This window comes from Aeromonas bestiarum (assembly GCF_028751155.1).
Classification (GTDB): Bacteria; Pseudomonadota; Gammaproteobacteria; order Enterobacterales; family Aeromonadaceae; genus Aeromonas; species Aeromonas bestiarum.
Genome location: NZ_CP064746.1, coordinates 4,516,873 through 4,542,716, shown reverse-complemented (window position 1 = coordinate 4,542,716; position 25,844 = coordinate 4,516,873). Strand labels below are relative to the sequence as shown.

25 protein-coding genes and 1 tRNA gene are annotated in these 25,844 nt (G+C 60.5%); 14 read left to right on the top strand and 12 right to left on the bottom strand.

The genetic code is table 11. From position 1 onward, the window contains the following. Window positions 1-4: 4 nt before the first annotated feature. The 8 genes from IU367_RS21060 to IU367_RS21025 all read right to left on the bottom strand — a co-directional run bounded on the left by IU367_RS21060 (window position 5) and on the right by IU367_RS21025 (window position 6,916). On the bottom strand, window positions 5-853 hold the full coding sequence (locus IU367_RS21060; RefSeq protein ID WP_042870340.1) for an HDOD domain-containing protein: 849 nt from the start codon (window positions 851-853) through the stop codon (window positions 5-7). Window positions 854-923: 70 nt separating this feature from the next. Then, the gene (locus IU367_RS21055; protein WP_274453001.1) at window positions 924-1,343 is read right to left on the bottom strand and encodes an META domain-containing protein; all 420 of its coding nucleotides are present in this window, start codon (window positions 1,341-1,343) and stop codon (window positions 924-926) included. Between the two features lie 400 nt (window positions 1,344-1,743). Continuing rightward, window positions 1,744-3,105 (bottom strand): molecular chaperone, encoded by a 1,362-nt coding sequence (gene yegD, locus IU367_RS21050; protein ID WP_042870336.1) that lies wholly within the window; start codon window positions 3,103-3,105, stop codon window positions 1,744-1,746. Window positions 3,106-3,282: 177 nt separating this feature from the next. Further along, complete coding sequence (locus tag IU367_RS21045) at window positions 3,283-4,272, bottom strand: 2-hydroxyacid dehydrogenase (RefSeq protein WP_274452999.1); 990 nt, start codon at window positions 4,270-4,272, stop codon at window positions 3,283-3,285. A 77-nt stretch (window positions 4,273-4,349) separates the two neighbouring features. Continuing rightward, window positions 4,350-4,841 carry a CreA family protein gene (locus IU367_RS21040; protein ID WP_065403460.1) on the bottom strand — a complete coding sequence of 164 codons (492 nt, stop codon included), beginning with the start codon at window positions 4,839-4,841 and terminating at the stop codon, window positions 4,350-4,352. A gap of 21 nt (window positions 4,842-4,862) precedes the next feature. Then, window positions 4,863-5,309 (bottom strand): Mpo1 family 2-hydroxy fatty acid dioxygenase, encoded by a 447-nt coding sequence (locus IU367_RS21035; protein ID WP_042870331.1) that lies wholly within the window; start codon window positions 5,307-5,309, stop codon window positions 4,863-4,865. 180 nt (window positions 5,310-5,489) lie between these two features. Beyond that, window positions 5,490-6,344 (bottom strand): type 2 periplasmic-binding domain-containing protein, encoded by an 855-nt coding sequence (locus IU367_RS21030; protein ID WP_274452998.1) that lies wholly within the window; start codon window positions 6,342-6,344, stop codon window positions 5,490-5,492. Window positions 6,345-6,529: 185 nt separating this feature from the next. After that, window positions 6,530-6,916 (bottom strand): TraR/DksA family transcriptional regulator, encoded by a 387-nt coding sequence (locus IU367_RS21025; protein ID WP_042870327.1) that lies wholly within the window; start codon window positions 6,914-6,916, stop codon window positions 6,530-6,532. Between the two features lie 467 nt (window positions 6,917-7,383). Between IU367_RS21025 and IU367_RS21020 the strand changes: the two genes are divergently transcribed. The 9 genes from IU367_RS21020 (at window position 7,384) to IU367_RS20980 (ending at window position 16,613) form a co-directional block, all read left to right on the top strand. Further along, window positions 7,384-8,715 carry a glutamine synthetase family protein gene (locus IU367_RS21020; protein WP_065403463.1) on the top strand — a complete coding sequence of 444 codons (1,332 nt, stop codon included), beginning with the start codon at window positions 7,384-7,386 and terminating at the stop codon, window positions 8,713-8,715. 174 nt (window positions 8,716-8,889) lie between these two features. Beyond that, window positions 8,890-10,251, top strand: a complete 1,362-nt coding sequence (locus IU367_RS21015) for an aspartate aminotransferase family protein (RefSeq protein ID WP_042870323.1) — start codon at window positions 8,890-8,892, stop codon at window positions 10,249-10,251. Between the two features lie 54 nt (window positions 10,252-10,305). After that, a complete protein-coding gene (locus tag IU367_RS21010) occupies window positions 10,306-11,403 on the top strand; it encodes a polyamine ABC transporter substrate-binding protein (RefSeq protein ID WP_042870320.1) in 1,098 nt (365 codons plus the stop codon). Window positions 11,404-11,543: 140 nt separating this feature from the next. Beyond that, the gene (locus tag IU367_RS21005; RefSeq protein WP_390882463.1) at window positions 11,544-12,605 is read left to right on the top strand and encodes a polyamine ABC transporter substrate-binding protein; all 1,062 of its coding nucleotides are present in this window, start codon (window positions 11,544-11,546) and stop codon (window positions 12,603-12,605) included. A gap of 75 nt (window positions 12,606-12,680) precedes the next feature. Further along, window positions 12,681-13,835, top strand: coding sequence for a polyamine ABC transporter ATP-binding protein (gene potA / locus IU367_RS21000; RefSeq protein WP_042870317.1), 1,155 nt, complete (start codon window positions 12,681-12,683; stop codon window positions 13,833-13,835). Further along, on the top strand, window positions 13,832-14,737 hold the full coding sequence (locus IU367_RS20995) for an ABC transporter permease subunit (RefSeq protein WP_042870315.1): 906 nt from the start codon (window positions 13,832-13,834) through the stop codon (window positions 14,735-14,737). Before potA ends, IU367_RS20995 begins: the two co-directional genes overlap by 4 nt. Continuing rightward, window positions 14,734-15,576 carry an ABC transporter permease subunit gene (locus tag IU367_RS20990; protein WP_042870313.1) on the top strand — a complete coding sequence of 281 codons (843 nt, stop codon included), beginning with the start codon at window positions 14,734-14,736 and terminating at the stop codon, window positions 15,574-15,576. The genes IU367_RS20995 and IU367_RS20990 overlap by 4 nt, the downstream gene beginning before the upstream one ends. A gap of 89 nt (window positions 15,577-15,665) precedes the next feature. Continuing rightward, entirely contained in the window at window positions 15,666-16,382 is a 717-nt protein-coding gene (locus tag IU367_RS20985; protein WP_274452995.1) for an MOSC domain-containing protein, read from the top strand. 154 nt (window positions 16,383-16,536) lie between these two features. After that, window positions 16,537-16,613 (top strand) — tRNA-Pro (locus IU367_RS20980). Between the two features lie 314 nt (window positions 16,614-16,927). Here IU367_RS20980 and IU367_RS20975 read toward each other — a convergent pair. Then, a complete protein-coding gene (locus IU367_RS20975; RefSeq protein WP_043142807.1) occupies window positions 16,928-17,455 on the bottom strand; it encodes an AbiTii domain-containing protein in 528 nt (175 codons plus the stop codon). Window positions 17,456-17,578: 123 nt separating this feature from the next. Further along, the gene (locus IU367_RS20970) at window positions 17,579-18,043 is read right to left on the bottom strand and encodes a thioesterase family protein (protein ID WP_021138466.1); all 465 of its coding nucleotides are present in this window, start codon (window positions 18,041-18,043) and stop codon (window positions 17,579-17,581) included. A gap of 133 nt (window positions 18,044-18,176) precedes the next feature. Between IU367_RS20970 and recQ the strand changes: the two genes are divergently transcribed. Beyond that, the gene (gene recQ / locus IU367_RS20965) at window positions 18,177-20,000 is read left to right on the top strand and encodes an ATP-dependent DNA helicase RecQ (RefSeq protein ID WP_043142799.1); all 1,824 of its coding nucleotides are present in this window, start codon (window positions 18,177-18,179) and stop codon (window positions 19,998-20,000) included. Between the two features lie 93 nt (window positions 20,001-20,093). Here the strand turns inward: recQ and IU367_RS20960 are convergent, their stop codons facing one another. Further along, entirely contained in the window at window positions 20,094-20,393 is a 300-nt protein-coding gene (locus IU367_RS20960) for a c-type cytochrome (RefSeq protein ID WP_274452994.1), read from the bottom strand. A gap of 104 nt (window positions 20,394-20,497) precedes the next feature. On the opposite strand from IU367_RS20960, the gene IU367_RS20955 reads away from it, so the two are divergent. The 3 genes from IU367_RS20955 (at window position 20,498) to IU367_RS20945 (ending at window position 23,068) form a co-directional block, all read left to right on the top strand. Further along, entirely contained in the window at window positions 20,498-21,925 is a 1,428-nt protein-coding gene (locus IU367_RS20955; protein WP_274452993.1) for a protein adenylyltransferase SelO, read from the top strand. Window positions 21,926-21,935: 10 nt separating this feature from the next. Further along, window positions 21,936-22,223: a DUF3630 family protein gene (locus IU367_RS20950; protein WP_274452992.1), complete on the top strand. Its 288-nt coding sequence runs from the start codon at window positions 21,936-21,938 to the stop codon at window positions 22,221-22,223. Window positions 22,224-22,393: 170 nt separating this feature from the next. After that, complete coding sequence (locus tag IU367_RS20945) at window positions 22,394-23,068, top strand: 7-cyano-7-deazaguanine/7-aminomethyl-7-deazaguanine transporter (RefSeq protein WP_241326183.1); 675 nt, start codon at window positions 22,394-22,396, stop codon at window positions 23,066-23,068. Window positions 23,069-23,342: 274 nt separating this feature from the next. Here IU367_RS20945 and rraA read toward each other — a convergent pair whose 3' ends face one another. Beyond that, window positions 23,343-23,828 (bottom strand): ribonuclease E activity regulator RraA, encoded by a 486-nt coding sequence (gene rraA / locus IU367_RS20940; RefSeq protein WP_021138460.1) that lies wholly within the window; start codon window positions 23,826-23,828, stop codon window positions 23,343-23,345. A gap of 146 nt (window positions 23,829-23,974) precedes the next feature. Here rraA and IU367_RS20935 point away from each other — a divergent pair, with 146 nt between their 5' ends. Continuing rightward, on the top strand, window positions 23,975-25,828 hold the full coding sequence (locus IU367_RS20935) for a methyl-accepting chemotaxis protein (protein WP_274452991.1): 1,854 nt from the start codon (window positions 23,975-23,977) through the stop codon (window positions 25,826-25,828). Window positions 25,829-25,844: the final 16 nt, after the last annotated feature.

Here is a 25,844-nt window from a genome sequence, read left to right as displayed (position 1 = left end):
ATGCTTATTGAGTCAGAAGGTCGGCGAGGGCATTACCCTGTTCGTGAAGCGTTTCGAGCTGGCCTGCCAGTGACTTGGGATCCAGCCCCAGCTGATCGGCGAGCGGCTTGGGGAAGCGGGCTATGATGGCCTGAGCGGGCACGCCCGCATTCCAGGCGAAGGAGATGAAGACGGCGAGCCGGATCAGCACCGCCTCCTTGCTGACCGGATCGTGGGAGAGGGGATCCAGCTGCTGGGAGATGGCATCGACGAAAGCTTCCGACAGGTTCCAGCGCCGCGCCAGCTCGGCACCGAGCTGGGCATAGTCGTAGCCCAGCATCTCCCGCTGAGCCTCGACCCGGCTGCTGCCCTTCTGGATCGCCATGTTGATGAGCTCGGCCTCTTCCGGCAGGGTGCTCTGGATGAGCAGCTCACCAATGTTGTGGATCAGAGCGCAGGTGAAGGCGGTCTCGGGGTCGAGCACCTTGGCCTCCTGGGCCAGCGTCTTGGCGATGGTGGCGACCTGGAAGGTCTCGGTCCAGAACTTGTTCTTGTCGAAGCTGGGGGGGGCCTTGAAGCTGCCTATGATGCCGGAGGCGACCACCACGGAGCGCAGCCGGTTGAAACCGAGGCGGATCACCGCCTGTTCGATGGAGGTGACCTCATTGCCGCGGCGCAGGGCGGCCGAGTTGGCCATCCGCAGCACCTTGACGCTGATCACCTGATCCATGGCGATCTTGGCCGCGATCTGGTCGATAGGGGCGTTTTCATCGTTGAAGCTCTGCATCAACTCATGCAGCAGCTGCGGGATAGTGGGGAGTTGTTTGATCTTGTCAAACAGACGATCCATCGACATGGCTGAGACAGCCTCCATTGCGAGCACTGCCTCATAGTGTGCCACAGGCGGGGCACATGTTCCTGTTTGTGATGCCTGTTTGTGAGCGCTAGTGCACCCAGTCGCGCAAGGTGTACTCCAAACGGTGCCTTTTCCCTTCCAGGATCAGGGTCTGGGTGGTGCCGCTCAGAGTGGCGCCGTCGGTCAGCGTGGTGATGACGGCCTGCTCTATGGTGGCGAGTTGCGCCTGACAGGCCATCTCTGTGCTGCCCAGGCTGGTGACCCAGAATCTGTCACCCTCGAGGTGTCCCTGGCCAAAGTAGCGATTGCAGCCGGCGATACCGTTGACGGTGAAGTGTTCACCAATCTCGAAATCGGGCGGGTTGTCGCGAGAGGCCGTGATGGCCTGGCCATCCAGCTTGTCTAGCACCCAGTGATGGTGCTGCAACTCTTGCTGGACGAACGAGGGAGTACTGCTGCAGGCGCTGAGCAGGATCAGGGCGAGCAACAGTAGCAAGAATCTGGGCATGGAAGGGCTCCAATAGTGGGAGCGACAAGCATACCTCTTGCGCAGCCCTTGGGGCAGGGCGAGGGGGGCCGCCCCCGACCGCTTCTGTCGCCCTGCTGGTCAGCCCGGTGTCGTTAAATGGCAACACTTGCGGGCTGGCGGGAGATGTTTGATGCCAACAAGACGACAGGAACCCTTATCGCTCTGCATCAGTGGTTGAACAGGCGATCGGCGTAACGGGCCAGCCCTGTAGTCACCTAGCCGAAGTCACCACCAGCCTCAAGAGGAATCGTGGGCAACGTTCGGCATTATAGTCAGCGGTTGAACAGGTGCTCGGCGTAACGGGCCAGCCCTGCAGCCATCAGACCGAAGCCATCGCCACCCTCTCAAGAGGAATGGCGGGCAGCGTTCGGCATTATGGTCAGCGGTTGAACAGGCGTTCCGCATAACGAGCTAGCCCTGCCGCTACCGAGCCAAAGTCATCGCCTCCCTCAAGCGGAATCGTAGGCAACTTCTGGCGAATGAAGGCGGCAATGAGCGGCGAACGGGCGCTGCCGCCGGTGACGAAGATGCGGTCAGGCTGCACACCCGCGGCGGCAATGGCTTGGTCCATCAGCTCGCCAATCTTCTCCAGCAGCAGGGCCGAGGCGTTGGCCAGCTGCTCGCGATTGAGCTCAGCCTCCAGTCCCTTCTCCAGCTCGCTCAGAGACTGGTGATTCGATTCCTGCTCCGAGAGGGCGATCTTGCCCTGCTCGGCGCGCCACACCAGCTGGTGGCTCAGCTTGTGGGCCCGCAGATTGGCGAGGCGACCCAGCTTGCTGCCTGGCTGGCTGTCGAGCTGCAGATCCTGCAGCTGACGAGCGGTATCCAGGCTGTAGAAGCGGCCCTGGGCACTGACGTCGTTGATGGCGGCCGCATCCCAGAACAGCGGGTGGGGCAGCGGTTTGCCGGTCTTGAGAATCTCGTGCATGCCGAGCAGAGGCATCATGCCTTCCACCGTCAGCCGGATGTCGAAGTCGTTGCCGCCGATGCGCTGGCCGCTGTGGCCGAGCAGATCGCCGCTGCGATCCAGCTGGTTGCGATGGCTGGGACCCATGCGCAGCATGGAGCAGTCCGTGGTGCCGCCGCCGATATCCACCACTAGCACGACGGCGTCCTCGTCGAGGCGCGCCTCGAATTCGAAACCGGCTGCCACGGGTTCATAGAGGAACTCCACCTGCTCGAACCCGGCCAGACGGGCCGCCTCGGTCAGGATGGCGATGGCCTGGCTGTTGCTTTCCTCCCCGGCCAGCCCCTGGAAGTTGACCGGGCGACCGATTACCGCCTGGCGGATCGGGGCGCCAAGCTGCTGCTCCGCCTCGCGGCGTACGTGCAGCATCATGGCGCAGACTATGTCTTCGAACAGCGCGATCTGGGGGGCCTTGAGGCCGTAGGCGCCGAGGAAGGATTTCGGCGACTTGATGTAGTAGCCATCGTCCGGCTCCTCCAGATAGCGCTCCAGCGCCGCAGCGCCGAAGCTGAGTTCGTCGATCAGTCCTTCTTCCCGCATCTGGCGGCGCACGGCCTGGGCTCGGGTGACTACGGGGCCGCGCAGCTTGAGGTATTCCGCCTGCTGGGCAGGGGCCAGCCCTTCGGCCAGGAGACCGGCGATGGCCTCTCTGTGGGGCGCGTGTAGCGTTGAGGGGAGATAGCGGGAACCGCCCAGAGTCAGCAGCCTGGGGCTGCCTTGCTCCATCACGGCGACGGCACAGTTGGAAGTACCGTAATCAAATCCGATAAACATGGGCAGCCAGACTCCTGAATAAAAAAGGGCAGGTAGCCTACCCGATGACGTCGGGTCTCACAACCCGGCACCCCGGATATTGAGGTCGCAGGGGAAAATACATAAGGGGGAGCATGTCTGTGTGGAAAACAGAGGGAATGGCTCCCTCTGTCGTTCATGGCTACGGGTGCGAGAGGGTTACTCGACCTCGTTGTCGCTATGGCCCCGGCTCTCGATGGCCTTGAGGTTGCCGAGGGTGGTATCGGCGATGGCGTGCAGCGCCTCGCGGGTCAGGAAAGCCTGATGGCCGGTAAACAGCACGTTGTGGCAGGCCGACAGACGACGGAAGACGTCATCGGTGATCACCTCGTTGGACTTGTCGGAGAAGAAGAGATCTTCCTCTTCCTCGTAGACGTCCAGCCCCAGCGCACCGATGCGGGAGGTCTTGAGCGCCTCGATGGCTGCGTTGGAGTCGAGCAGGCCGCCCCGGCTGGTGTTGATGATCATCACCCCGTCCTTCATCTTGGCGAACGCTTCCTTGTTCAGCAGATGGTAGTTCTCCTTGAACAGCGGGCAGTGCAGGCTGATGACGTCGGACTGGCGGAACAGGGTGTCGAGATCCACGTATTCGGCCCCAAGCTCGATGGCCGCCTGATTCGGATAGGGGTCACTCACCAGCAACCGCATGCCGAAGCCCTTGAGGATGCGTAGGGTGGCGATGCCGATCTTGCCGGTGCCGATAATGCCAGCGGTGCGGCCGTGCATGTTGAAGCCGACCAGGCCTTCCAGCGAGAAGTTGGCATCGCGGGTGCGCTGATAGGCCTTATGGATGCGGCGGTTGAGGGTCATCATCAGCCCCACCGCGTGTTCGGCAACGGCTTCGGGGGAGTAGGCGGGCACCCGCACCACCTTCAGCCCCAACTCCCTGGCGGCGACCAGATCCACGTTGTTGTAACCGGCGCAGCGCAGAGCGATCACCTTGGTGCCGTTGGCGGCCAGCTCGGTCAGCACCTCACGGTCGGCATCGTCATTGACGAACAGGCACACCACGGGGAAGCCGTGGGCCAGCCGGGCTGTCTTGGCCTCCAGCCGCACGTCGAAGAACTCCAGCTCGTAACCGTACTGGCTGTTGGCCTGATTGAAGTGGTCCTTGTCGTAGCTCTTGGTACTGAAAACGGCGACTTTCATGGTGCGCTCTCCGCAAATAATGATGTAGTTAAATTACAACAAATGAGGCGCTTCATCACGGCTTAAATGGCGGCTGCTCAGCCCCACGGCATGATGGGAACCGCGCTCACTGCGCTTTTATACGAGCCATCCACCAATTTGGTGCTGTAGGTCAGATAGACAAGTGCATTGCGCTTTTCGTCGTAAAAACGCACCACTTTCTGCTCCTTGAACACCAGTGAGGTGCTGACGTCGAACACCTCTTCCCCCGCCTTCAACTTGGCAGGCAGCGTGATGGGGCCAATCTGGTGGCACGACAAAGAGGCGTGAGAGGGGTCTTCCGCCAGCCCCAGTCCGCCCTTGACGCCACCGGTTTTGGGGCGAGCTAGATAGCAGGCGACGCCCGCGATGCGGGGATCGTCGAACGCCTCCACCAGGATCTTGTGGTTGGGGCCCACCAGCTTGAAGGCGGTGCTCACCTCACCTATGGGATCGGCCTTGTCGGCCAGGGCCGGGCCGGCGAGCAGGGCCCCCAGCAGCAGGGGCAGGGCAGGACTAAGCCTGTTACTGAGCGTGTGGCGGTATGACATTGTCTCTCCTGTTGGCCTCCCTCAGTAGGGAATGCCCAGACGACGATAGAGGCTGGCCAGCACCCAGGCGGGGCCGATCAGCAGAAATTGCAGGTCGGCGAGGAAGGAGGGGCGTTTACCCTCGATCCTGTGACCGACGAACTGGGCTATCCAGAGCAGCCCGAAACCCACCAGAGCGGGCCAGAGCAAAGGGCCCTGCCATAGCTGACAGAGCACCAGCCCCAGCGTGGTCAGCACTGCCATCCCCACAAACAGGGGGAACGACAGCCGCAGATAGAAGGCCAGCACAGGGATGGCCGCCAGCGCCGCCCAGTTGAGCGAGGGCGGCAGCGGGCCGGTTGGCAGACACCAGAGCAGCGCCAGCGAACAGAGATAGATGCCGGGCACTGCCAGCTTGTGGATTGCCACATTGACGGGGTGCTGGTGGCTCTGGCCGTAGTCGCTGAACCATTCATCGAGTCGTTTCATGGCACCTCCCTGGTGCTGCGGGTTGAAACCTCTGCTGGCTGGCGTGTCCCTTGCCAGCCCTGCCATCGCCTCTGCGTTTCCTGCCCGGGCGGCTTGAGCTATGTCGCTGCGCCGGGTAATCCCAATGCTGAGGCCGGGGCTCCATACTGCGGTGGATAATCCCCACGGCCCCGGAGCCCATTATTGGGGGGGATAATCCCAATATTGGGCCGGAATACCCCTGAGCAAGGGGGTCATGTCCGGATTGGGCAGCGAAATGGTGACCCGCTGGTTCAGATTGGCGCTGGCGAGGGCCTCACGGATCTTGGGGTTCTCACGGAAGAAGGTCATGAAGCTGCCATCGGCATAGGCTCGTTCCAGTCCGGTCTGGATCGCCTTGGCCAGCTTGGGAGACTCGGGGCTGACGAAGAAGAACTCGGCAAAGGGATAGCGGATCAGCAGGTGCTGATCTATCACCAGATTGGGATATTGTGCCACCAGTTCGCTGCGTTCGGCGAAGATCTCCACCAGATTGCGCGGGAAAAAGTCGAGTTTGTCGCCGTCGTTGATCAGGCGAAACAGGTTGTTGTAGCGCCCGGAATAGGTGGGAATGCCGGCATTTTCCAGGATCTTGTTGTCGGCCCAGCCGACCCCCTGGGCCGCCTTCAGTCGCTTGAGATCGGCCAGCGAGTTGACCTGATTGAACTTCTCCTGGGCGTCGCTGTGGATGAAGGAGAGGCGCAGCCCTTCCAGACCGCGAAATAGCGGGATGGGGACGGCGATGAGGGAGGACTCGAGTGCGCTGGAGGTGCCCATCCAGAACACATTGATGGTTTGGCCCTTGCTCAGCTGTTGCTGCAGGCTGTATTGGTTGAGGTTGAGCTCCACCTGCTGGATGCGAAATGGCTGTCCGGAATGGGTCAGCGCCAGTTCCAGCAGCTTGAGCTGGTATTCCTTGTCGAGATCGTTGATCGGTCGGCTGGGGACCTTGACCGTGAGGGTCTGTGCTTGTGCCAGCAACGGCAGACACAAGCACAGTTTGAGGAACCATTTCACTCTCTGCTCTCCTGTAGATTCCGGGCTTGCCCGGAGTCTAACAGAAGTTGTCACTCTCTTGTGCGACGCCGTGATCAGGGCTCACGTGCAGCTTTTGGTCCGCATTTATCAACATGAACGCCGGTTCCTGCGCTGCACTTTGCCGACGACTTATCGCGACCGGCCAGTGACGGCTCTTCGCAGAATCAGGCGACGCGACGATACACGTGGGTATCGTTGAACTCCTTGGTACTCTGGCATTCGACGCAGAAGCGGGACTCAGGTCGAGCCTGCAGTCGCTTGAGGGAGATCTCGTCACCGCAGGATTCGCAGTAACCGAACTCTCCTTCGCCGATACGCTTCAACGCCCCTCTCAGCTTGCGCAGATGCAGCTTGTCATGCTCGATGCGGTTCAGCTCCAGACGACGGGCTTCCTCGATACTGGCACGGTCAATTTCATCTGCCATCTCGTTGGTATCGGTGGCGATGGCCTGGCTGGCCTGGGAGTTGAGGCGATCCTCGAGTTCGAGGATCTGGCGCTCGATCTGCCCCTTGTAAAAGGCCAGTTGGTCTTTAGTCATGAAATCACACATACGGTTTACTACCAGTCAGTTACTAACCCAATTATCCCTGTTTATGGGGGCTGTCTGCCTGCAGACCAAGCCCTGTGTCCTGCATTTGCACCAAATCCAAGCAGGAGAGTGCAAATCAGGGCGGGCCTTGTACCAAAAAAATGCAGGCATGCAAAGCAAATAGGGCAAGGATTGTGCGCCTTTGCAAAAAAATGACCCGATTCGGACAGGGTCTGACTGAGAACATGGGGGATCAGGCCCCCTCGTTGGCACCGGGATTGCAGTGAGCTTTGAGGGCACTAGGGTGTTTAGTATTTGGTGCCGCCGTGGTCATTATATGCACCGTTATTTATAGTTTTTTAAACACCACCGCTTGACATTGGCCATAACGGCGGGCTTTTATGGTGGTGTTGATTACAATTTGATAACAAGGGTGTTCCATATAGTAGACACCCTTGCCAATGGCAATCGTAAAGTCGGGGTTTAACATGGACAGTATCAAGGGCTGGATGGAGAGCAATCGCATCACGGAAGTGGAGTGCCTGTTTCCGGATTTCACCGGTAATGCCCGAGGCAAGATCATTCCAGCCAACAAATTTTTGCGCGAAGGGGGCATGCGGCTGCCCGAGGTCATCTTCACCCAGACGGTGACCGGCGAGTACCCGGATGACGACAGCATGATAGACCCGCTGGAGCGGGACATGCAGCTCTACCCGGACCCCAACACCATTCGTTTCGTGCCCTGGGCGCTGGAGCCGACCGCTCAGGTGATCCACGACTGTTTCGACATCAATGGCAAGCTGATCGACATAGCGCCGCGCTCCGTGCTGCGTCGGGTCCTGTCATTTTATGAGAAACAGGGCTGGAAGCCGGTGGTGGCGCCCGAGCTGGAGTTCTACTTGGTCAAGCGCAACGAAGACCCCGACTATCCGCTGGTGCCGCCCGTTGGCCGCAATGGCCGTCCCGAAACGGCCCGCCAGTCGTTCAGTATCGATGCGGTCAACGAATTCGACCCCATCTTCGAGGACATGTACGACTACTGCGAGGCGCAGGAGCTGGAAGTGGACACTCTGATCCACGAATCCGGCGCCGCCCAGATGGAGATCAACTTCCTGCACGGCGATGCCATCGATCTGGCGGATCAGGTGTTCCTGTTCAAGCGCACCATGCGTGAGGCAGCCCACAAGCACGGCATCTATGCCACCTTCATGGCCAAGCCGATGAGCGACGAGCCGGGCTCCGCCATGCACATCCACCAGAGCCTGGAAGATGTGAACGGTCGCAACCTGTTCGGCACGGAAAATGGCGGCAACACCGAGCAGTTCATGCACTTCATCGCGGGGCTGCAGAAGTACACCCCGGCGGTGACCGCCCTGCTGGCACCGAACGTCAACTCCTACCGTCGCCTCACCTTCGGCGAGAGCGCGCCGCGCAACGTGCAGTGGGGGGTGGAAAACCGCACCTGCGGCCTGCGCGTGCCCTTCTCCGAAGCCGGTGCGCGCCGTGTCGAAAACCGCTTCGCCGGGGCCGATGCCAATCCGTATCTGGCCCTGGCCGCCACCCTGGCCTGCGGCTACCTCGGCATGATGGAGAAGCTGGAGCCGATGCAGGAGATGAAGTCGAGTGCCTATGACCTGCCCTACAGCCTGCCCCGCTCGCTGGAGGAGGCTCTGAGTCACCTGGAACAGTGCGAGCCCATCAAGGAGATGCTGGGCGAGCGCTTCATTCGTGCCTTCGTGGCGGTCAAGCGCAAGGAGTACGAGACCTACTTCGGGGTGATCAGCCGCTGGGAGCGGGAGTTCCTGCTGCTGAACGTGTGATCCGGCTGCGTGCTTGCCACGCGCCGCCCAGATACGGGGAGGCCAATGACGGCCTCTCCTGCTCATATCGAATCAACACACGGCCCGTGAGTGGAAGTGACCGTGAGTGCGCCAGCCGCCCTCACCGATTGACGACAGACTCTCGCTTAAATCGAAGGAACCGAGGAGCAAGCAATGAAGCAGACCACACGTGAGTGGCAACAGCTGGATGCCAGCCACCACCTGCACCCCTTTACCGATTTTCAGGCGCTCAACAAGAAGGGCAGCCGCATCATCACCAAGGCCGAAGGCATCTATCTGGAAGACTCCGAAGGCAAGCGCATCCTGGACGGGATGGCGGGCCTCTGGTGCGTCAACATGGGCTACGGCCGACAAGAGCTGGTGGATGCCGCCACCAAACAGATGCAGCAACTGCCCTACTACAACCTCTTCTTCCAGACCAGCCATCCGCCTGCGGCCGAGCTGGCGACCCTGCTGGCCGAGATCACCCCCTCCCATCTCAATCACGTCTTCTTCACCGGCTCGGGCTCAGAGTGCAACGATACAGTGCTGCGCATGGTGCGCCACTACTGGGCCAGCAAGGGGCAGCCGGACAAGCAGGTGATCATCAGTCGCCACAACGCCTACCACGGCTCGACGGTGGCGGGTGCCAGCCTGGGCGGCATGAAGGGCATGCATGCCCAGGGTGGCCTGCCCATTCCCGGCATAGTGCACATTGATCAGCCCTACCACTTCGGTGAGGGCCAGGGGATGAGTGCCCACGAGTTCGGTCTGGAGCGCGCCCGCCAGCTGGAGCAGAAGATACTGGAGCTGGGAGTGGACAAGGTCGCCGCCTTCATCGGCGAGCCCATCCAGGGCGCCGGCGGCGTCATCATTCCGCCCGACAGCTACTGGCCCGAGATCCAGCGCATCTGCGATCACTACGGCATCCTGCTTATCGCCGACGAGGTGATCTGCGGTTTCGGCCGTACCGGTCACTGGTTCGCCAGCGAAGGGTTTGGCATCAAGCCGGACCTCATGTGTCTGGCCAAGGGGATCACCTCCGGCTATCTGCCGATGGGGGCCGTGATGGTGGGCGACAGGGTCGCCAGGGTGCTGGTAGAGGAGGGGGGGGAATTCAACCACGGCTTTACCTACTCCGGCCATCCGGTGGCCTGCGCCGTTGCCATCGCCAACATTACTCTTATGCAAAACGAAAGCATAGTTAAGCGAATTCATGATAACATCGGCCCCTATTTGCAGCGCCGCTGGGCGGAGCTGGCGGACCATCCGCTAGTGGGCGAAACCCGTGGCAAAGGCCTGGTGGCCGCGCTGGAAATAGTGCAGGACAAACAGACCAACAGCCGCTTCCCGGCTGGGCTGCAGGCCGGTATGACCTGTCGGGAGTTCTGCTTTAACAATGGCTTGGTGATGAGGGCTGTCGGCGATACCATGATCATATCGCCCCCCTTGGTGATCACCGAGGAACAGGTGGATGAATTGGTCAATCTGGCCAGGCTCAGTCTGGACCTGACGGCTGCAAAGCTGAAAGGGTAGGCGAGTGCCGGGCAGGTTGGCTTACGCATACAATTTGCTTAGGAGACAAGGACGATGTCTTTCAAAACGGGAATGATTGCCGCTTCTGTGGCGCTGGTCATGATGAGTACCGGGGCGATGGCCGAGGACAAGGTGTTGCACGTCTACAACTGGAGCGACTATATCGCGCCGGATACCCTGGAAAACTTCCAGAAAGAGACGGGCATCAAGGTGGTATACGATGTGTTCGACAGCAACGAGGTGCTGGAAGCCAAGTTGCTGGCGGGCAGTTCGGGTTACGACATAGTCGTGCCATCCAACCCTTTCCTGGCCAAGCAGATCAAGGCGGGCGTGTTCCAGAAGCTGGACAAGTCCAAACTCTCCAATTGGCAAAATATGGATGTCGACCTGTTGAAGGCGCTCGAGCCGAGCGACCCGGGTAACCAGTACTCCATTCCTTACATGTGGGGCACCATTGGCTACGCCTACAACGCCGAGAAGGTGAAGGCCGTGCTGGGCAAGGACGCGCCTGTGGACTCCTGGGATCTGGTGTTCAAACCGGAGAACATGGCCAAGCTGAAGGAGTGTGGTGTCTCTTTCCTCGACTCACCGACCGAAATGCTGCCGGCTGCCCTGCAATATCTGGGTTTCAAGCCGGATAGCCAGAAGCCGGACGAGTTGAAGAAGGCAGAGGCATTGTTCCTCTCCATCCGCCCCTATACCGCCTATTTCCACTCTTCCAAGTACATCTCGGATCTGGCCAACGGCAACCTGTGCGTCGCGGTTGGTTACTCGGGTGACTTGCAGCAGTCCAAGGCACGGGCGGCGGAGGCCAAAAACGGCGTAACCCTGACCTACACCATTCCGAAAGAGGGGGCAGGCAGCTTCTTTGACATGCTGGCCATCCCGGCCGATGCCAAGAACGTCGAATCCGCCCACATCTTCATCAACTACCTGATGAAGCCGGAAGTGATCGCCAACATCACCAACGTGGTGCAGTTCCCGAATGGCAACAAAGCGGCGACTCCGCTGGTGGATGAGCCTATCCGTACCGATCCGGGTATCTACCCGAACGCTGAGACGCTCAAGAAGATCTACACCTTCCCGGACCTGCCGGCCAAGGTGCAGCGTCTGATGACCCGCAGCTGGACCAAGATCAAGTCAGGCAAGTAAGTGATGAGTGCCCCTCCCGGTCCGCAGTTCGGCCGGGAGGGTGGTGACAACCCGACAGGTTGAACGGCGCGTATGGATGCGCAGCTGGCATACCAAAAACATGAGGACTGAGATACGTGCACACAACCAAGATAGTGACTATGGCCCTGGCGCTGGGGTTGGCAAACATGGCCCAGGCAGCCCCTGTGGTTCATTTTTACAATTGGTCCGATTATATCGGCGAGACCACCCTAAGTGACTTCCAGCAGGCAACCGGGATCCAGACCGTCTACGATGTGTTTGATTCCAATGAGACCCTGGAAGGCAAGCTGCTGACCGGACGCACCGGTTACGATCTGGTGGTGCCTTCCAACAATTTCCTGGCCAAGCAGATCAAGGCCGGCGCGTTCCAGAAGCTGGATCCTGCCCTGCTGCCCAATTTGACCAATCTGGATCCCGTGCTGCTCAAGCAGCTCGACAAGGTGGATCCGGGTCACCAGTACGCCGTGCCCTACCTGTGGGGCACCAACGGCATCGGCTACAACGTCGACAAGGTCAAGGCCGTGCTGGGAGTCGACAAGATTGACTCCTGGGCCATGATCTTCGAACCGGAAAACATGCAGAAGCTGGCCCGTTGTGGCGTCGCCTTCCTCGACTCGGCCGACGAGATGATCCCGGCGGCGCTCAACTACCTGGGGCTCGACCCCAACAGCCAGGATCCGGCCGATCTCAAGCGTGCCGAGAGCCAGTTGCTCAAGGTGCGACCCTATGTGGCCTACTTCCACTCCTCAAAGTACATAGGCGATCTGGCCAATGGCGATATCTGCGTGGCGGCCGGTTTTTCCGGCGACATCCTGCAGGCGGCGGCCCGTGCCGACGAGGCGGGCAAGGGGATCAAGATTGCCTACAACATCCCGAAAGAGGGGGGCAACCTCTGGTTCGACATGATGGCGATCCCGGCGGATGCCACCAATGTGAAAGAGGCGCACGCCCTGATCAACTACGTACTCCAGCCCGAAGTGATCGCCAAGGTCAGCAACCATGTGGGCTATGCGAATCCCAATGCCAAGGCGGGAGAGTACATGGACGAGAACGTGCGTGATGATGAGTCCGTCTATCCACCCCAGGCGGTGCTGGAACGGCTGTATGTGCAGCAGGCACATCCCCGTGCGGTGCAGCGTCTGATCACCCGGAGTTGGACCAAGATCAAGTCCGGAACCTAACCTTGGCGCCCGTCCTGGGGCGCCAGACTGTTTTATGGATCGGCCCAGGCCGGTATCACGTTTGGGAGTTTGGTAATGGCGATAGCCTCCAGTGCCTACAAGAAAGCCCTCGAGGGCAACCAGCAGCGCAAAGAAGTGCTGGTGAAGATTGACAGGGTAAGCAAGCAGTTCGATGAAACGCTGGCGGTCGACAACGTGTCACTCAACATCCACAAGGGTGAAATCTTCGCCCTGCTGGGGGGCTCGGGTTCCGGCAAGTCGACTCTGCTGCGGATGCTGGCGGGATTCGAGCGTCCCACCGAGGGACGCCTGTTCCTTGATGGCGTCGACATCACCGACATGCCGCCCTATGAACGTCCCATCAACATGATGTTCCAGTCCTACGCCCTGTTCCCCCACATGACGGTGGCGCAGAACATTGCCTTCGGCCTCAAGCAGGATGGCCTGCCCAAGGCCGAGATCGATGCGCAGGTCGAGGAGATGCTCAAGCTGGTGCAGATGACCCAGTATGCGCGCCGCAAACCGCACCAGCTCTCCGGTGGCCAGCGCCAGCGGGTGGCACTGGCCCGCTCGCTGGCCAAGCGTCCCAAGCTGTTGCTGCTGGACGAACCCATGGGGGCGCTGGACAAGAAGCTGCGTTCCAGGATGCAGCTCGAGCTGGTGGAGATCATAGAGCGGGTCGGCGTGACCTGTGTCATGGTGACCCACGATCAGGAAGAGGCCATGACCATGGCCGAGCGGATTGCCATCATGCACCTGGGCTGTATCGAGCAGATCGGCAGCCCCATGGACATCTACGAGACCCCGGCCAGCCGGCTGGTGTGCGAGTTCATCGGCAACGTCAACCTGTTTGACGGCCTGCTGGTGGAGGATGAACAGGACCACGCCACCATCGCCTGCGCCGATCTGGAGCAGCCCATCTACGTGGGCCACGGCATCAGCTCCCGCGCCGAGAACAAGAAGGTCACCTACGCCCTGCGGCCGGAAAAACTCTTGATGAGCACCCAGAAACCGACCGAGATCGAGCACCCCGATTTCAACTGGACCAAGGGTGAGGTCTATGACATCGCCTATCTGGGCGGTCACTCGGTTTATCATATCCAGCTGCCTTCGGGCAAAATCGTGCAGGCCTTCATCGCCAACGCCGAACGCCACGGCAAGCGGCCGACCTGGGATGACCAGGTGTTCCTCTATTGGGAAGATGACAGCGGCGTGGTGTTGCAATCATGAAGGCATTGAGACGACTGAAGCGACTGGGCGGGCGCCAGCTGGTGATCGGCGTGCCCTTCTTCTGGCTGTTCCTCTTCTTCCTGCTGCCCTTCATCATAGTGGTGAAGATCAGCTTCGCCGAAGCGGACGTGGCCATCCCGCCCTACACGGACGTGGTGAGCTGGGCCGACAATCAGCTCACCATCTTGCTCAACATGGGCAACTACCTGCTGCTGCAGGAGGATGAGCTCTACATAGCGGCCTATCTGGGCTCCCTCAAGATGGCCTTCATCAGCACCATTCTCTGTCTGCTGATCGGCTATCCCATGGCCTACTCCATCGCGCGGGCCAACAAGGAGACCCAGACCGTTCTGCTGCTGCTCATCATGATGCCAACCTGGACCGCGATTTTGATCCGGGTTTACGCCTGGATGGGGATCCTCAGCAACAACGGCCTGCTCAACAGCCTGCTGATGGGCATTGGCCTGATTGACGAGCCGCTGACCATACTCAACACCAATCTGGCGGTCTATATCGGCATAGTTTACTCCTACCTGCCGTTCATGGTGCTGCCGCTCTACGCCAACCTGGTCAAGCATGACCAGAGTCTGCTGGAGGCGGCCTCCGATCTCGGTGCCCGCAACCTGACCCGCTTCTGGCGGATCACTGTGCCGCTCTCCAAGAACGGCATCATAGCCGGCTGTATGCTGGTGTTTATTCCCGTGGTGGGCGAGTTCGTGATCCCGGAACTGCTTGGCGGCCCCGAGACCCTGATGATCGGCAAGGTACTGTGGCAGGAGTTCTTCAACAACCGCGACTGGCCGGTGGCGTCTGCCCTGGCGGTGGTGATGCTGGCGGTGCTGATAGTCCCGATTATCCTGTTCAACCGCAACCAGGCGAAGGAATTGGAGGGCAAGGTATGAAGCGTTTCGGTTTTGCCAAGCTGATGTTGTGGCTGGGGCTGCTGTTTATCTACTTGCCCATGGTCATCATGGTGATCTACTCCTTCAACGCCTCCAAGCTGGTGACTGTATGGGGTGGCTGGTCGCTCAAGTGGTATTTCGGCCTGCTCGACAACAAGCAGCTGATAGGCTCTGTGCTGCGCTCGCTGGAGATTGCGCTCTACACGGCGGTTGCCGCCGTGGCGCTGGGGACTGTGGCGGCCTTCGTGCTGACCCGGATCCCGCACTTCCGTGGCCGCACCCTGTTCGGTGGACTGGTGACGGCACCCCTGGTGATGCCCGAGGTGATCACGGGTCTGTCGCTGCTGCTGCTGTTTGTGGCCATGGCCCAGCTGGTGGGTTGGCCTGCCGAGCGGGGCATGGTGACCATCTGGATCGCCCACACCACCTTCTGTACCGCCTATGTGGCGATCGTGGTGTCGGCGCGCCTGCGGGAGCTGGATCTCTCCATCGAGGAGGCGGCCATGGATCTGGGGGCCAAACCCTGGAAGGTGTTCTTCCTGATCACCATCCCCATGATAGCCCCCTCGCTGGCGGCGGGCGGCATGATGTCGTTCGCCCTGTCGCTGGATGATCTGGTGCTGGCGAGCTTTGTCTCTGGCCCGGGTGCCACTACCTTGCCGATGGAAGTCTTCTCGGCGGTGCGGCTCGGCGTGAAACCCGAGATCAACGCGGTGGCCAGCCTGATCCTGCTGTCGGTGTCACTGTTCACCTTTGGCAGCTGGTATCTGATGGCCAAGGCAGAGAAACGTCGTCGTGCCGAGATCGCCATGACCACCCAGATGCAGGCCGTCGCCTGACCCCAGGGCTGTTGACGCCGCAACACGGCTTGCGCCGCAGCGTCAACAGCCCCTAAGATCCGCATTCTCTCATCCGCCAGGAGAATGGAATGCGGATCTCCCTTTTTATCGGCCAGAGCGCCGAGATGAATGCCGAACTGGCTCCCGCGCTCGTCAGTGCCATCGACAAGCATGTGGCAAGCAATCCCCTGTGGTGCAGTTTTTCTGGCCTGGAGGGAGATGAACAGAGCGACCTGCGCCATCATGGCGGCCCGGATCGCTCACTGCACTACTATCCCGCCGATCACTACCCCTGGTGGCACAACTGGCAAACGGCGCTGGGCCTTGCCGCACCTCGCACGCCCTGGCAACCCGCCGCCTTTGGCGAGAACCTGTCCGGTCTCGGGCTGACCGAGGTTGAGGCCTGTATCGGCGATGTCTATCGACTCGGTGAGGCGTTGATCCAGATAAGCCAGCCGAGATCCCCATGTTTCAAACTCAACCAGCGTTTCGGTTATGGCCAGATGTCACAGGTGATGCAGCTCAATGGCCGTTGTGGCTGGCTGTTACGGGTGCTGGAGGAGGGGAGGGTCGCACCGCAGGAGACGATGGCGCTGGTCGACAGGCCCTATCCCGCCCTGACGGTGAAACGCACCGCCGATATCCTGTTCAACCAACTACGGGACGAAACGGATCTGCTGTTGCTGCTGGAGAATCCGGCGCTCTCTCCCAATTGGCGCCAGCATGCGGCCAACTGGCTGGAACATGGGGTGGTAGCCGACTGGCGTCGCCGCTTGCTGGGGCCGGCCGAATTTCAGCTTCCCTAGGATGGGTTGGAAAAATGTCACGTCCCTGCGCCCTTTCTGTGAACCCGGAGCCAAAGCGCTGAATAGTTGAACGAACGGTCATTTTTTTCCCTTAAAACACAAAAAAGGCTTGTGTCATGTCGGGGCATTAGGTAAATTCTCGCCCCGCAGACATCGGTGTGTAGCGCAGCTTGGTAGCGCACTTCGTTCGGGACGAAGGGGTCGGAGGTTCGAATCCTCTCACACCGACCATTTTAGAAAAGGCCGCTCAATGAGCGGCCTTTTCGCATCTGGATTTTGCCGATCCCGGTACGGAATATCCTGCTGGTTGCTGGTTGCTGGTTGCTGGTTGCTGGTTGCTGGTTGCTGGTTGCTGGTGGTGGCATATCTATGCCGCTGCGGCTTTCTTGCTCATCTATCCGGCTGCCGTCGTGGTGCGCAGACATTAAAAGGGCCACCGCTCGGTGGCCCAGGGTGGAGTCTGATCCTGACTCCGGCACTCTAGATTGTGGCAATCTCGCTATGGGTCTTGTCTATGGTGCCCTCCTTGCGCGCCAGGCGCTTACTCAGATATGCCAGTGCTGATGCCGCAATGCCTTGAAGCTGTGTTGAGGTTGCAAGGCCGCGTGCTTGGGGTACTCACTAATGAAATGTTCGATTCCCTCCATCAGTTGTGAACGTAATGAAGACACGGGCTCATGCCAGGCTTGCAGGCATAAATGGCCGGGGATCAACTGCTCCTGATAATCTTCCAGCAGCTGCTCTGGCCAGGGTTCAATACCGGAATTGCGTTGCAGTAGATAATGGGCGGCGGGTTCACGGGCATAGATGAACTGAATCTGGGCCAGATCGCGTTGGCTTAGCGTTTGACTGTTGATATGACAGGTCAAATATTTTCCCGTCTTCAGATCCAAGAAGTGACCGCGTTGCCGACAGGCTACGATGCGATACCAGGGCAGGGGCGAACAGAGAGAGTATCCCTCAAGCTCCTGTTCCAGCCAGTGGCGACACTCGGGTGTCTGCACCTCGTCGAGCATGGACTCGAGCTGTGTCAACAAGGCTCTGGATGGTTTGGTGGCCAGTTTCGCACTCATCGCCTGCAATCCTCCCTCTGCACACAATCCCGAATTTCAGTATGGACCCGCGGGCGGCAGAGGGGGTAAGGATTCTAATGATTAAAATCAGATTAGCAGCGTGGTTTTTATGCAATGGGTGAGTCAGCCCACCAGATAGGTGCCGGTACCGAAGGCGATGTGGGTGCCCTCTTCGTTGTGCAGCTCCATCCGGGCGACGGCAACCTTGCTGCCGGCGCGGATGATGTGGGCGGTGGCGATGAACTCGTTGCCGCGGCCCGGGCGCAGGTAGTCCACCCGCAGATCTATGGTGCCGAGGCGGGAGAAGCGCTCCTTGAGGTAGTTGGGGGAGAAGTCTTCCAGCTCGTCGATGCAGGAGGCGGCGACTATCATGCCGCCGGCCACATCCAGCAGGCTGGCGGTGACGCCGCCGTGCAAGATGTTGTGGAAGGGGTTGCCGATCAGCTTGTCATCCATCTTGATGCGCAACTCCACCTTCTCGAAGTCGTAGTGGGTCACCTGCATGCCAATCAGCTTGTTGAACGGCATCCGCTCGGCGAACAGGTTGGCAATGCCACTGAGCGCCATCTTCTTCAGCATGTGTTTCATTCTCTGATACCGATCCCTGTCATCAAAGCCGAGTAAAAACTCCAGCCAGTCTGCAACACTTCCTTAACAGTCGCAATGGCAGGTTTATTGTGAGCGGCGGCTGCTTTAGAATGGCGACCCCAAAGGAGAGCCCATGACCGTCATTGCCGAAACCTTGCCCGATACACCACTTGCCTTGCTGCAGGCGGTATTCGGCTACCAGCAATTTCGGCCGGGCCAGCTGGAGATCATCGAGCAGATAGTGGCGGGACGCGATGCCATGGTGCTCAAGCCCACAGGTGGCGGCAAATCACTCTGCTTCCAGATCCCGGCGCTGCTGCGACCCGGGCTGGGCGTGGTGGTCTCCCCGCTTATCTCGCTGATGAAGGATCAGGTCGACAGCCTGCGCGCCAACGGTGTGGCGGCCATCTACATCAACTCGGCCCTGAGCCGGGAGGAGATGATCCAGAACTTTGCCGCCATGCGTCGCGGCGAGATCAAGCTGCTCTACGTCTCCCCCGAGCGCTTGTTGCAGCACGAGTTCATGGATCGGCTGGCAGAGCTGCCGCTCGGCCTGTTTGCCATCGACGAGGCCCACTGCGTCTCCCAGTGGGGTCACGATTTCCGGCCGGAATACGCGGCGCTCGGACGGCTCAAGCAGTGGTTCCCCCAGGTGCCCGTGGTGGCGCTCACCGCCACCGCCGACGAGGCGACCCGCAGCGATATGCTGCACCGGTTGGAGCTCAATGATCCCTTCATCCATACCGCCAGCTTCGACAGGCCCAATATCCGCTACAGCCTGGTGGAGAAGTTCAAGGCGGCGGAGCAGTTGCTGCGCTATGTGCAGAGCCAGAAGGGCAACTGCGGCATCGTCTACTGCTCCAGTCGCAATCGGGTGGAGGAGGTGGCCGAGCGTCTCTCCCGTCACGGCAGCAAGGCCGCGCCCTACCACGCCGGTCTGCCTCTGGCCCAGCGCCAGCAGACCCAGGATGCCTTCCTCAAGGATGACATAGAGATAGTGGTGGCGACCGTGGCGTTCGGCATGGGGATCGACAAGCCGAACGTACGCTTCGTGGTGCACTACGACATCCCCAAGAACATCGAGTCCTACTATCAGGAGACGGGCCGGGCCGGCCGCGATGGCACCCCGGCCGAGGCGCTGCTGCTGTACGATCCCGCCGACATAGGCCGGGTGCGCCGCCTGCTCGACAACATAGAAAACCCCCAGCAGTTGCAGGTTGAGCAGTACAAGCTCAACGTGATGGCCGCCTTTGCCGAGGCGCAGACCTGCCGTCGCCAGGTGCTGCTCAACTACTTCGGTGAATACAACGACAAGCCGTGTGGCAACTGCGACATCTGTCTGGATCCGCCCAAGAGCTACGACGGCACCGAGGATGCCCAGAAGGCGCTCTCCTGCGTCTGGCGGGTGGGTCAGAACTTCGGGGTGGGTTACGTGGTGGAGGTGCTGCGCGGGTCGCTGAACCAGCGCATCAAGGATCATGGCCACGACAAGCTGTCGACCTACGGCATCGGCAAGGATCAGAGCCACGAGTACTGGATGAGCGTGATCCGCCAGCTGATCCACAAGGGGCTGCTGACCCAGAACATCACCCGCAATCTGGTGCTGCAGCTGACCGAGGCGTCCCGCCCCGTGCTGCGTGGCGAGATGAAGCTGGAACTGGCGGTGCCACGGCTGCAGCCCATCTCCAGTCGCAAGGAGAAGCGCAACGGCCTGCTGGACAACGCCAACTACGACAAGCGGCTGTTCAAGGAGCTGCGCGGCCTGCGCAAACAGATTGCCGAGGATGAAGAGGTGCCACCCTACGTGGTGTTCAACGACGCGACCCTGGTGGAGATGGCGCAACTGATGCCGATGACCGAGGCGGAGATGCTGGCGGTCAATGGCGTCGGGCATCGCAAGCTGGAGCGCTTCGGTGAAGCCTTTATGGACCTTATCATCGACTACTGCCGTCGCTAGGGTCGATTAGCGAAGCCTAATCGACCGCAGCAGGTGCACTCCTGGATGAGGGCACGTCAGGAGTGGGGCGCCCGTCCGCCGGGCGCCGAGAGGTTATTTCAAGCTGGCGTAATAGGCCGCCAGGTTCTCCATGTCGGCCTCGGTGAGCGGCGCCATGAAGGGCAGCATCAGGGGTTCCTTGCGACTGCCCTCCTTGAAGGCTTTCAACTGCTTCACCAGATAGGCGGCATTCTGGCCGGCCAGATGGGGATAGTTGGGGAGCAGTGCCTTGCCCTCGACCCCATGGCAGGCGGAGCAGACCGCCGCCTTGGCCTTGCCCGCCTCGATATCGGCCGCCTGGGCCTGTCCCCACAACAACATCAGCAGGGGCAGAGCGCCCAACCATCTTTGCATCTTCTTCTCCTTGAAATGAAATAGCGCGATCACCTGTTAGCCGAACTCGGCCGACGGCGGTATAAAGAGTGACACGAGCATACGCAGGGACGAATCGCACTACCATGAAGCTGATCAACACTTTCGCCACCGAACTGCCCTGGGCCTGTGAGCCCGTGGCCCCCCAGCCGCTGCGCGAGCCCAGCTTGCTGCACCTCAACCACGGCCTGCTGAACGAGCTGGGACTGGGCGATGTCGGCGCAACAGACTGGCTTGCCTGCTGTGGTCTGGGCCAGCCGCTGCCCGGCATGCAGCCGGTGGCCCAGGTCTATGCGGGTCATCAGTTCGGTGGTTACAGCCCGCGGCTCGGCGATGGCCGTGCGCTGCTGCTGGGGGAGCAGCTGGCACCGGATGGTCAGGGCTGGGATCTGCATCTGAAAGGGGCGGGCAAGACCCCCTTCTCCCGCTTCGGTGACGGCCGTGCCGTGCTGCGCTCCAGCATCCGCGAGTATCTCGCCTCCGAGGCGCTGCATGCCCTCGGCATTCCCACCACCCGGGCGCTGGTGCTGGTTGGCAGCCAGGAGCCTGTCTACCGGGAACAGGAAGAACGCGGGGCGACAGTGCTGCGCACAGCCCCGAGCCACCTGCGTTTCGGTCATATCGAATATTTCGCCTGGAGCGGGCAGGGAGAGAAGATACCGCTGCTCATCGACTATCTGCTGCGTCACCACTTCCCCGAGCTGAACAACGGGGCCGAACTGTTTGCCGAGGTGGTGCGGCGCACCGCGCGGCTCATCGCCAAGTGGCAGGCCGCCGGTTTCTGCCATGGCGTGATGAACACCGACAACATGTCGCTGCTCGGGCTGACCCTGGATTACGGTCCCTACGGTTTCATCGATGCCTATGTGCCGGACTTTGTCTGCAATCACTCGGATCCGGGTGGCCGCTACGCGCTGGATCAGCAGCCGGCGGTGGGTTACTGGAACCTGCAGAAGCTGGCGCAGGCGCTGGCGGACCATGTGGACGGCGAGGCCCTGGCCGCCGCGCTGGCCCAGTATGAACATCAGCTGATGCTGCACTACTCCGAACTGATGCGCGCCAGGCTCGGGCTGGCGGTGTGGGAAGACGACGATCCGACGCTGTTCCGCGAGCTGTTCCGGCTGCTGGCGAGCCAGGGAGTGGACTATCACCTCTTCCTGCGCCGGCTGGGTGAGGTTACTCAGCAGGGGGATTTGCCCGCCTCCCTGTTGGCACTGCTGCCGGATCCTGGGCTCTGGCAGCAGTGGCTTGCTCTCTATCGGGCGCGACTGGTGCGGGAGGGAAGCGAGGATGCCGCCCGCAAGCGGCAGATGGACGCCGTCAATCCCAAGTATGTGCTGCGCAATGCCCTGGCCCAGCAGGCGATAGATGCCGCCGAGGCGGGGGATATGACTCCGTTCGAGCGGTTGTTTGCGGCCTTGCAGCACCCCTATGACGAACAACCCGAGTATGACGACCTGGCGACACCGGTTCCCCAGTGGTATTGCGGTGGCGAGCTTTCTTGCAGCAGTTGAGGGATGAGAGATGAATTGGCGTGTAATGCGGACAGACATTGAGTCGGCCGTGCTGATGCTGGATTGCCCCGGGCTCTGCTGGGATACCTTCCCGGCGCTGGCCGAGGCCTTGCTGCAGGAGTGGGAGCTCAGGCTGCTCGACAGGGAGTGGGGCGCCGATCGCCACGGCTGGTTGCTGGAATTTGAAGGCAGCCAGCTCAGGCTGGAGTATGAACACCATAGCGGTTGCTGGCTGACGGCGGTACAGCCGGTCGATCGCGAGGTCTTGCTCTGGCTCGGTCGCCAGCATAGAGGCTGAACGGGCTGCTTGGGGGCGCATGACCTTGCCCTTCGATGACAATGGCCGCTGGTCGAATCAACAGCATAAAGATTGAACTATCAGTTGGGGGGCGTATAATCCCGCCCCTCAATTATCGCCAATGGTGGCGGTATGGGTTCCCTAACCCCATTAACCAAAAAGGTCACAATATGCATTTGACCCCTGCTCAGCACCAGACGGCGCTGGTGCGCCTCTCGTTGTTCCACATCCTGATCATCGCCAGCAGCAACTACCTGGTGCAGCTGCCGATCACCATCTTCGGCTTCCACACTACCTGGGGTGCCTTCAGCTTCCCGTTCATCTTCCTGGCCACCGATCTGACGGTGCGGATCTTTGGTGCCGGTCTGGCGCGCAAGATCATCCAGACCGTGATGCTGCCTGCACTGGCCGTTTCCTATGCGCTCTCCGTGCTGTTCTTCGAGGGCAGTTATCAGGGCATGGGCAATCTGGCGGAGTTCAATCTGTTCGTGGCGCGTATCGCGCTGGCCAGTTTCATGGCCTATCTGGTGGGCCAGTTCATGGACGTGGTGGTATTCAACCGGCTGCGGCTGCTCAGGGCCTGGTGGGTGGCGCCAGCCGCCTCGACCCTGTTTGGCAACCTGGTGGATACCATCGCCTTCTTCAGCATCGCCTTCTGGCGCAGCACGGATCCCTTCATGGCCGAACACTGGGTCGAGATCGCAACCGTGGACTATGTATTCAAGTTGCTGATAAGCCTTGGTTTGTTTGTGCCGCTCTACGGCGTCTTGCTGCGTTATCTCAGCCGCAAGCTGGTGGGTGAGGCCGGATTGGCCGGTCTGCAAACGGCGACGCGCCAGGCCTGATGCAATTGACCACCCCAGCGGTGGTCAATTTTTTTGCACGTTTGGCAAATAAGAGTTGCTTAGTTAAATGAGAATGATTATTGTTAACTTGTTTTCCGGGAAAGACTTCATTCGTTCCAACGTGATGGACTTCTTGTGAAGGCACGACATTGCTCACATTGCTTCCAGTTATAGGGCCAGTTCTTCTGGCCCTCTTTTTTTGCTTTTTTTTCAGCAAGTTGCAGCCATAAAAAATGGGAGCCAAGGCTCCCATCGTCACAACTCAGGTTGCGGCTTACTCGATATCGAGCGCCTCAGGGGAGAGGATTACCCCTGTGGTGTCTGCGTAGAGATGATCATCCGGCAGGAAGGTGACGCCACCGAAGTTGACCGGCAGATCCGTCTCCCCCACGTCCTTGCTGTCGGCGCCCACCGGAATGGCGGCCAGTGCCTGAATGCCGATATCCAGATCTTCCAGGATGTCGACTTCGCGCACGCAGCCGTAGCAGACGATGCCTTCCCACTCGTTCTCGGCTGCTGTAGTGGCGATCTCGCTGTCGATCAGGGCACGGCGCATGGAGCCACCGCCATCGATCAGCAGCACGCGGCCGACGCCGTTCTCCTTGACCAGTTCACGGATCAGACCATTCGATTCGAAGCATTTGACTGTGGTGATGACGCCGCCGAAAGAGGCGCGGCCGCCGAAGGAGCAGAGCATGGGTTCGAGCACATCCACCATGTCCTGATAGATGTCGCACAGTTCTGAAGTGTTGTATTCCATAGTGTCAAATCCACGGCTGGAAACAGGTGGGATCCAGTATAAGGAGTGGGACTGGCATTTCAATGAATATTCCTTGAACAACAACAGGGATGGCGTTTTCTGCATAAGCTCAATGCAGTTCATTCCCTGTTCGTGAGAGGTCCATCGTGCTGATCCGTCATAAGTTGATCCTGAACACAGTGCTGGTGGCCATTGCCATGCTGGTGCTGAGCGGTTTGTTTCTCTACTCCAGCCAGGTGAGTCGCCACCTGACCGAGGCTCAGCGCAACGTGGATGCGCTCGAGATTGCCATGCTGAACCTGCGGCGGGCCGAGAAGGATTTCCTGATCCGCAAGGATCTGGCCTTCGTCGATCGCTTCAACCAGGGGCTTGCCGATTTTCACAAGCTGGACCAGACCCTGAGTGCCGATGACAACCTGAGGGCCGTGAACGGCGAGCTGGCCCGGCTGGATCAGCAGATGGGGGCCTATGGCAAGGCCTTCAACGATCTGGTGGCGCAGCAGCAGACCATAGGGCTGGGGCCGGAAGATGGTCTCTACGGCCGTCTGAGGGCGGCTGTGCATCAGGTCGAGGAGGGGCTCAAGCAGCTGGATCAGCAGGGGTTGATCATCACAATGCTGCAGCTGAGGCGGGCGGAGAAAGACTTCATGCTGCGCTCCGATATCCAGTATCTGGAGCGTTTCCAGACCTTGCACAAGAGCTTCCAGGAGAGCCTGGCGAGGCTGCCGGAGGCGGATCGCGGCAAGCTGGAACAGGCCAGCCTGCAGTATCGGCAGGACTTCGTCGCCCTGGTGGAGGGCATGCAAGTGCTGGGGCTGAAAGAGGATGAGGGGCTGCGCAACCAGATGCGGGACTTAGTGCATCAGACCGAGCAGGGCTTCACCGCCCTCGGTCAGCACATAGCCGACGAACTGGTGCGGCAGACCTCGCGCCTCAACAGCCTGATGCTGGTCTGCGGCGGCGTCATCATAGTGCTGATCGGCATCATGAGCATCTTGCTGGGCCGCAGCATAGACAGGCCCATCTCGCGGGTGAACGACACAGTCAACCGCATCCGCCAGGACAACGACCTGCGCCTCAAGATAGAGCTGCAAGGAGCCGACGAGATGGCCCAGCTGGCAGGCAATCTGGACGTGATGCTGGGGGGCTTTCGCCATCTGATCGGCGATGTGAAGCAGAGCGTGCACACCCTGACCGAGGCGGCGGATCATCTCTCCAGCAACGTCAGGCGCACCAGCGAGGGGGCGTCACGCCAGTTGCAGGAAACCGACATGGTGGCGACGGCCTCCACCGAGATGGGCTCCACCATAGAGGAGATAGCCCGCAACACAGAGCAGGCCGCCAACAATGCCCAGGCCACCAACAACAAGGCGATGGAGGGACGCACCGCGGTCGAGAACACGGTTCGCCAGATCCGCTCGCTGGCCGGCAATCTGGAGAGCTCCTCTCAGGAGGTGGCCCAGTTGCAGAAAGAGAGCGAGACCATAGGCTCCGTGCTGGACGTGATCCGCGGCATTGCCGAGCAGACCAACCTGCTGGCGCTCAATGCGGCCATCGAGGCGGCGCGGGCTGGGGATCAGGGCCGAGGTTTTGCGGTGGTGGCGGACGAGGTGCGCAGCCTCGCCATCCGTACCCAGAAGTCGACCCAGGAGATAGCCGGCATCATCAGCTCGCTGCAGAAGCAGACCGGCAGCATAGTGGGCATGATGGCGACCTGTCGCGAGCAGGGCAACAGCAGCTCGGAGCAGGCCAGCACGGCGGGCGAGCTGCTGGGTCAGATCACCCAGGATGTCACCCACATCATGGACATGAGCACCCAGATAGCCGCGGCCATCGAGCAGCAGAGCCTGGTGGCCAACGAGGTGAACCGCAACGTCAACAACATCCGCGACATAGCCCAGGAGTCGAGCCTGATGGCGGAGGAGAATGCCAAGTCCAGCCAGGGCCTGACCGAGCAGGCCAAGTTGCTCAACCAGGCGGTGGCCAAGTACCGGGTCTAGCGGCCAGACCCCTGGA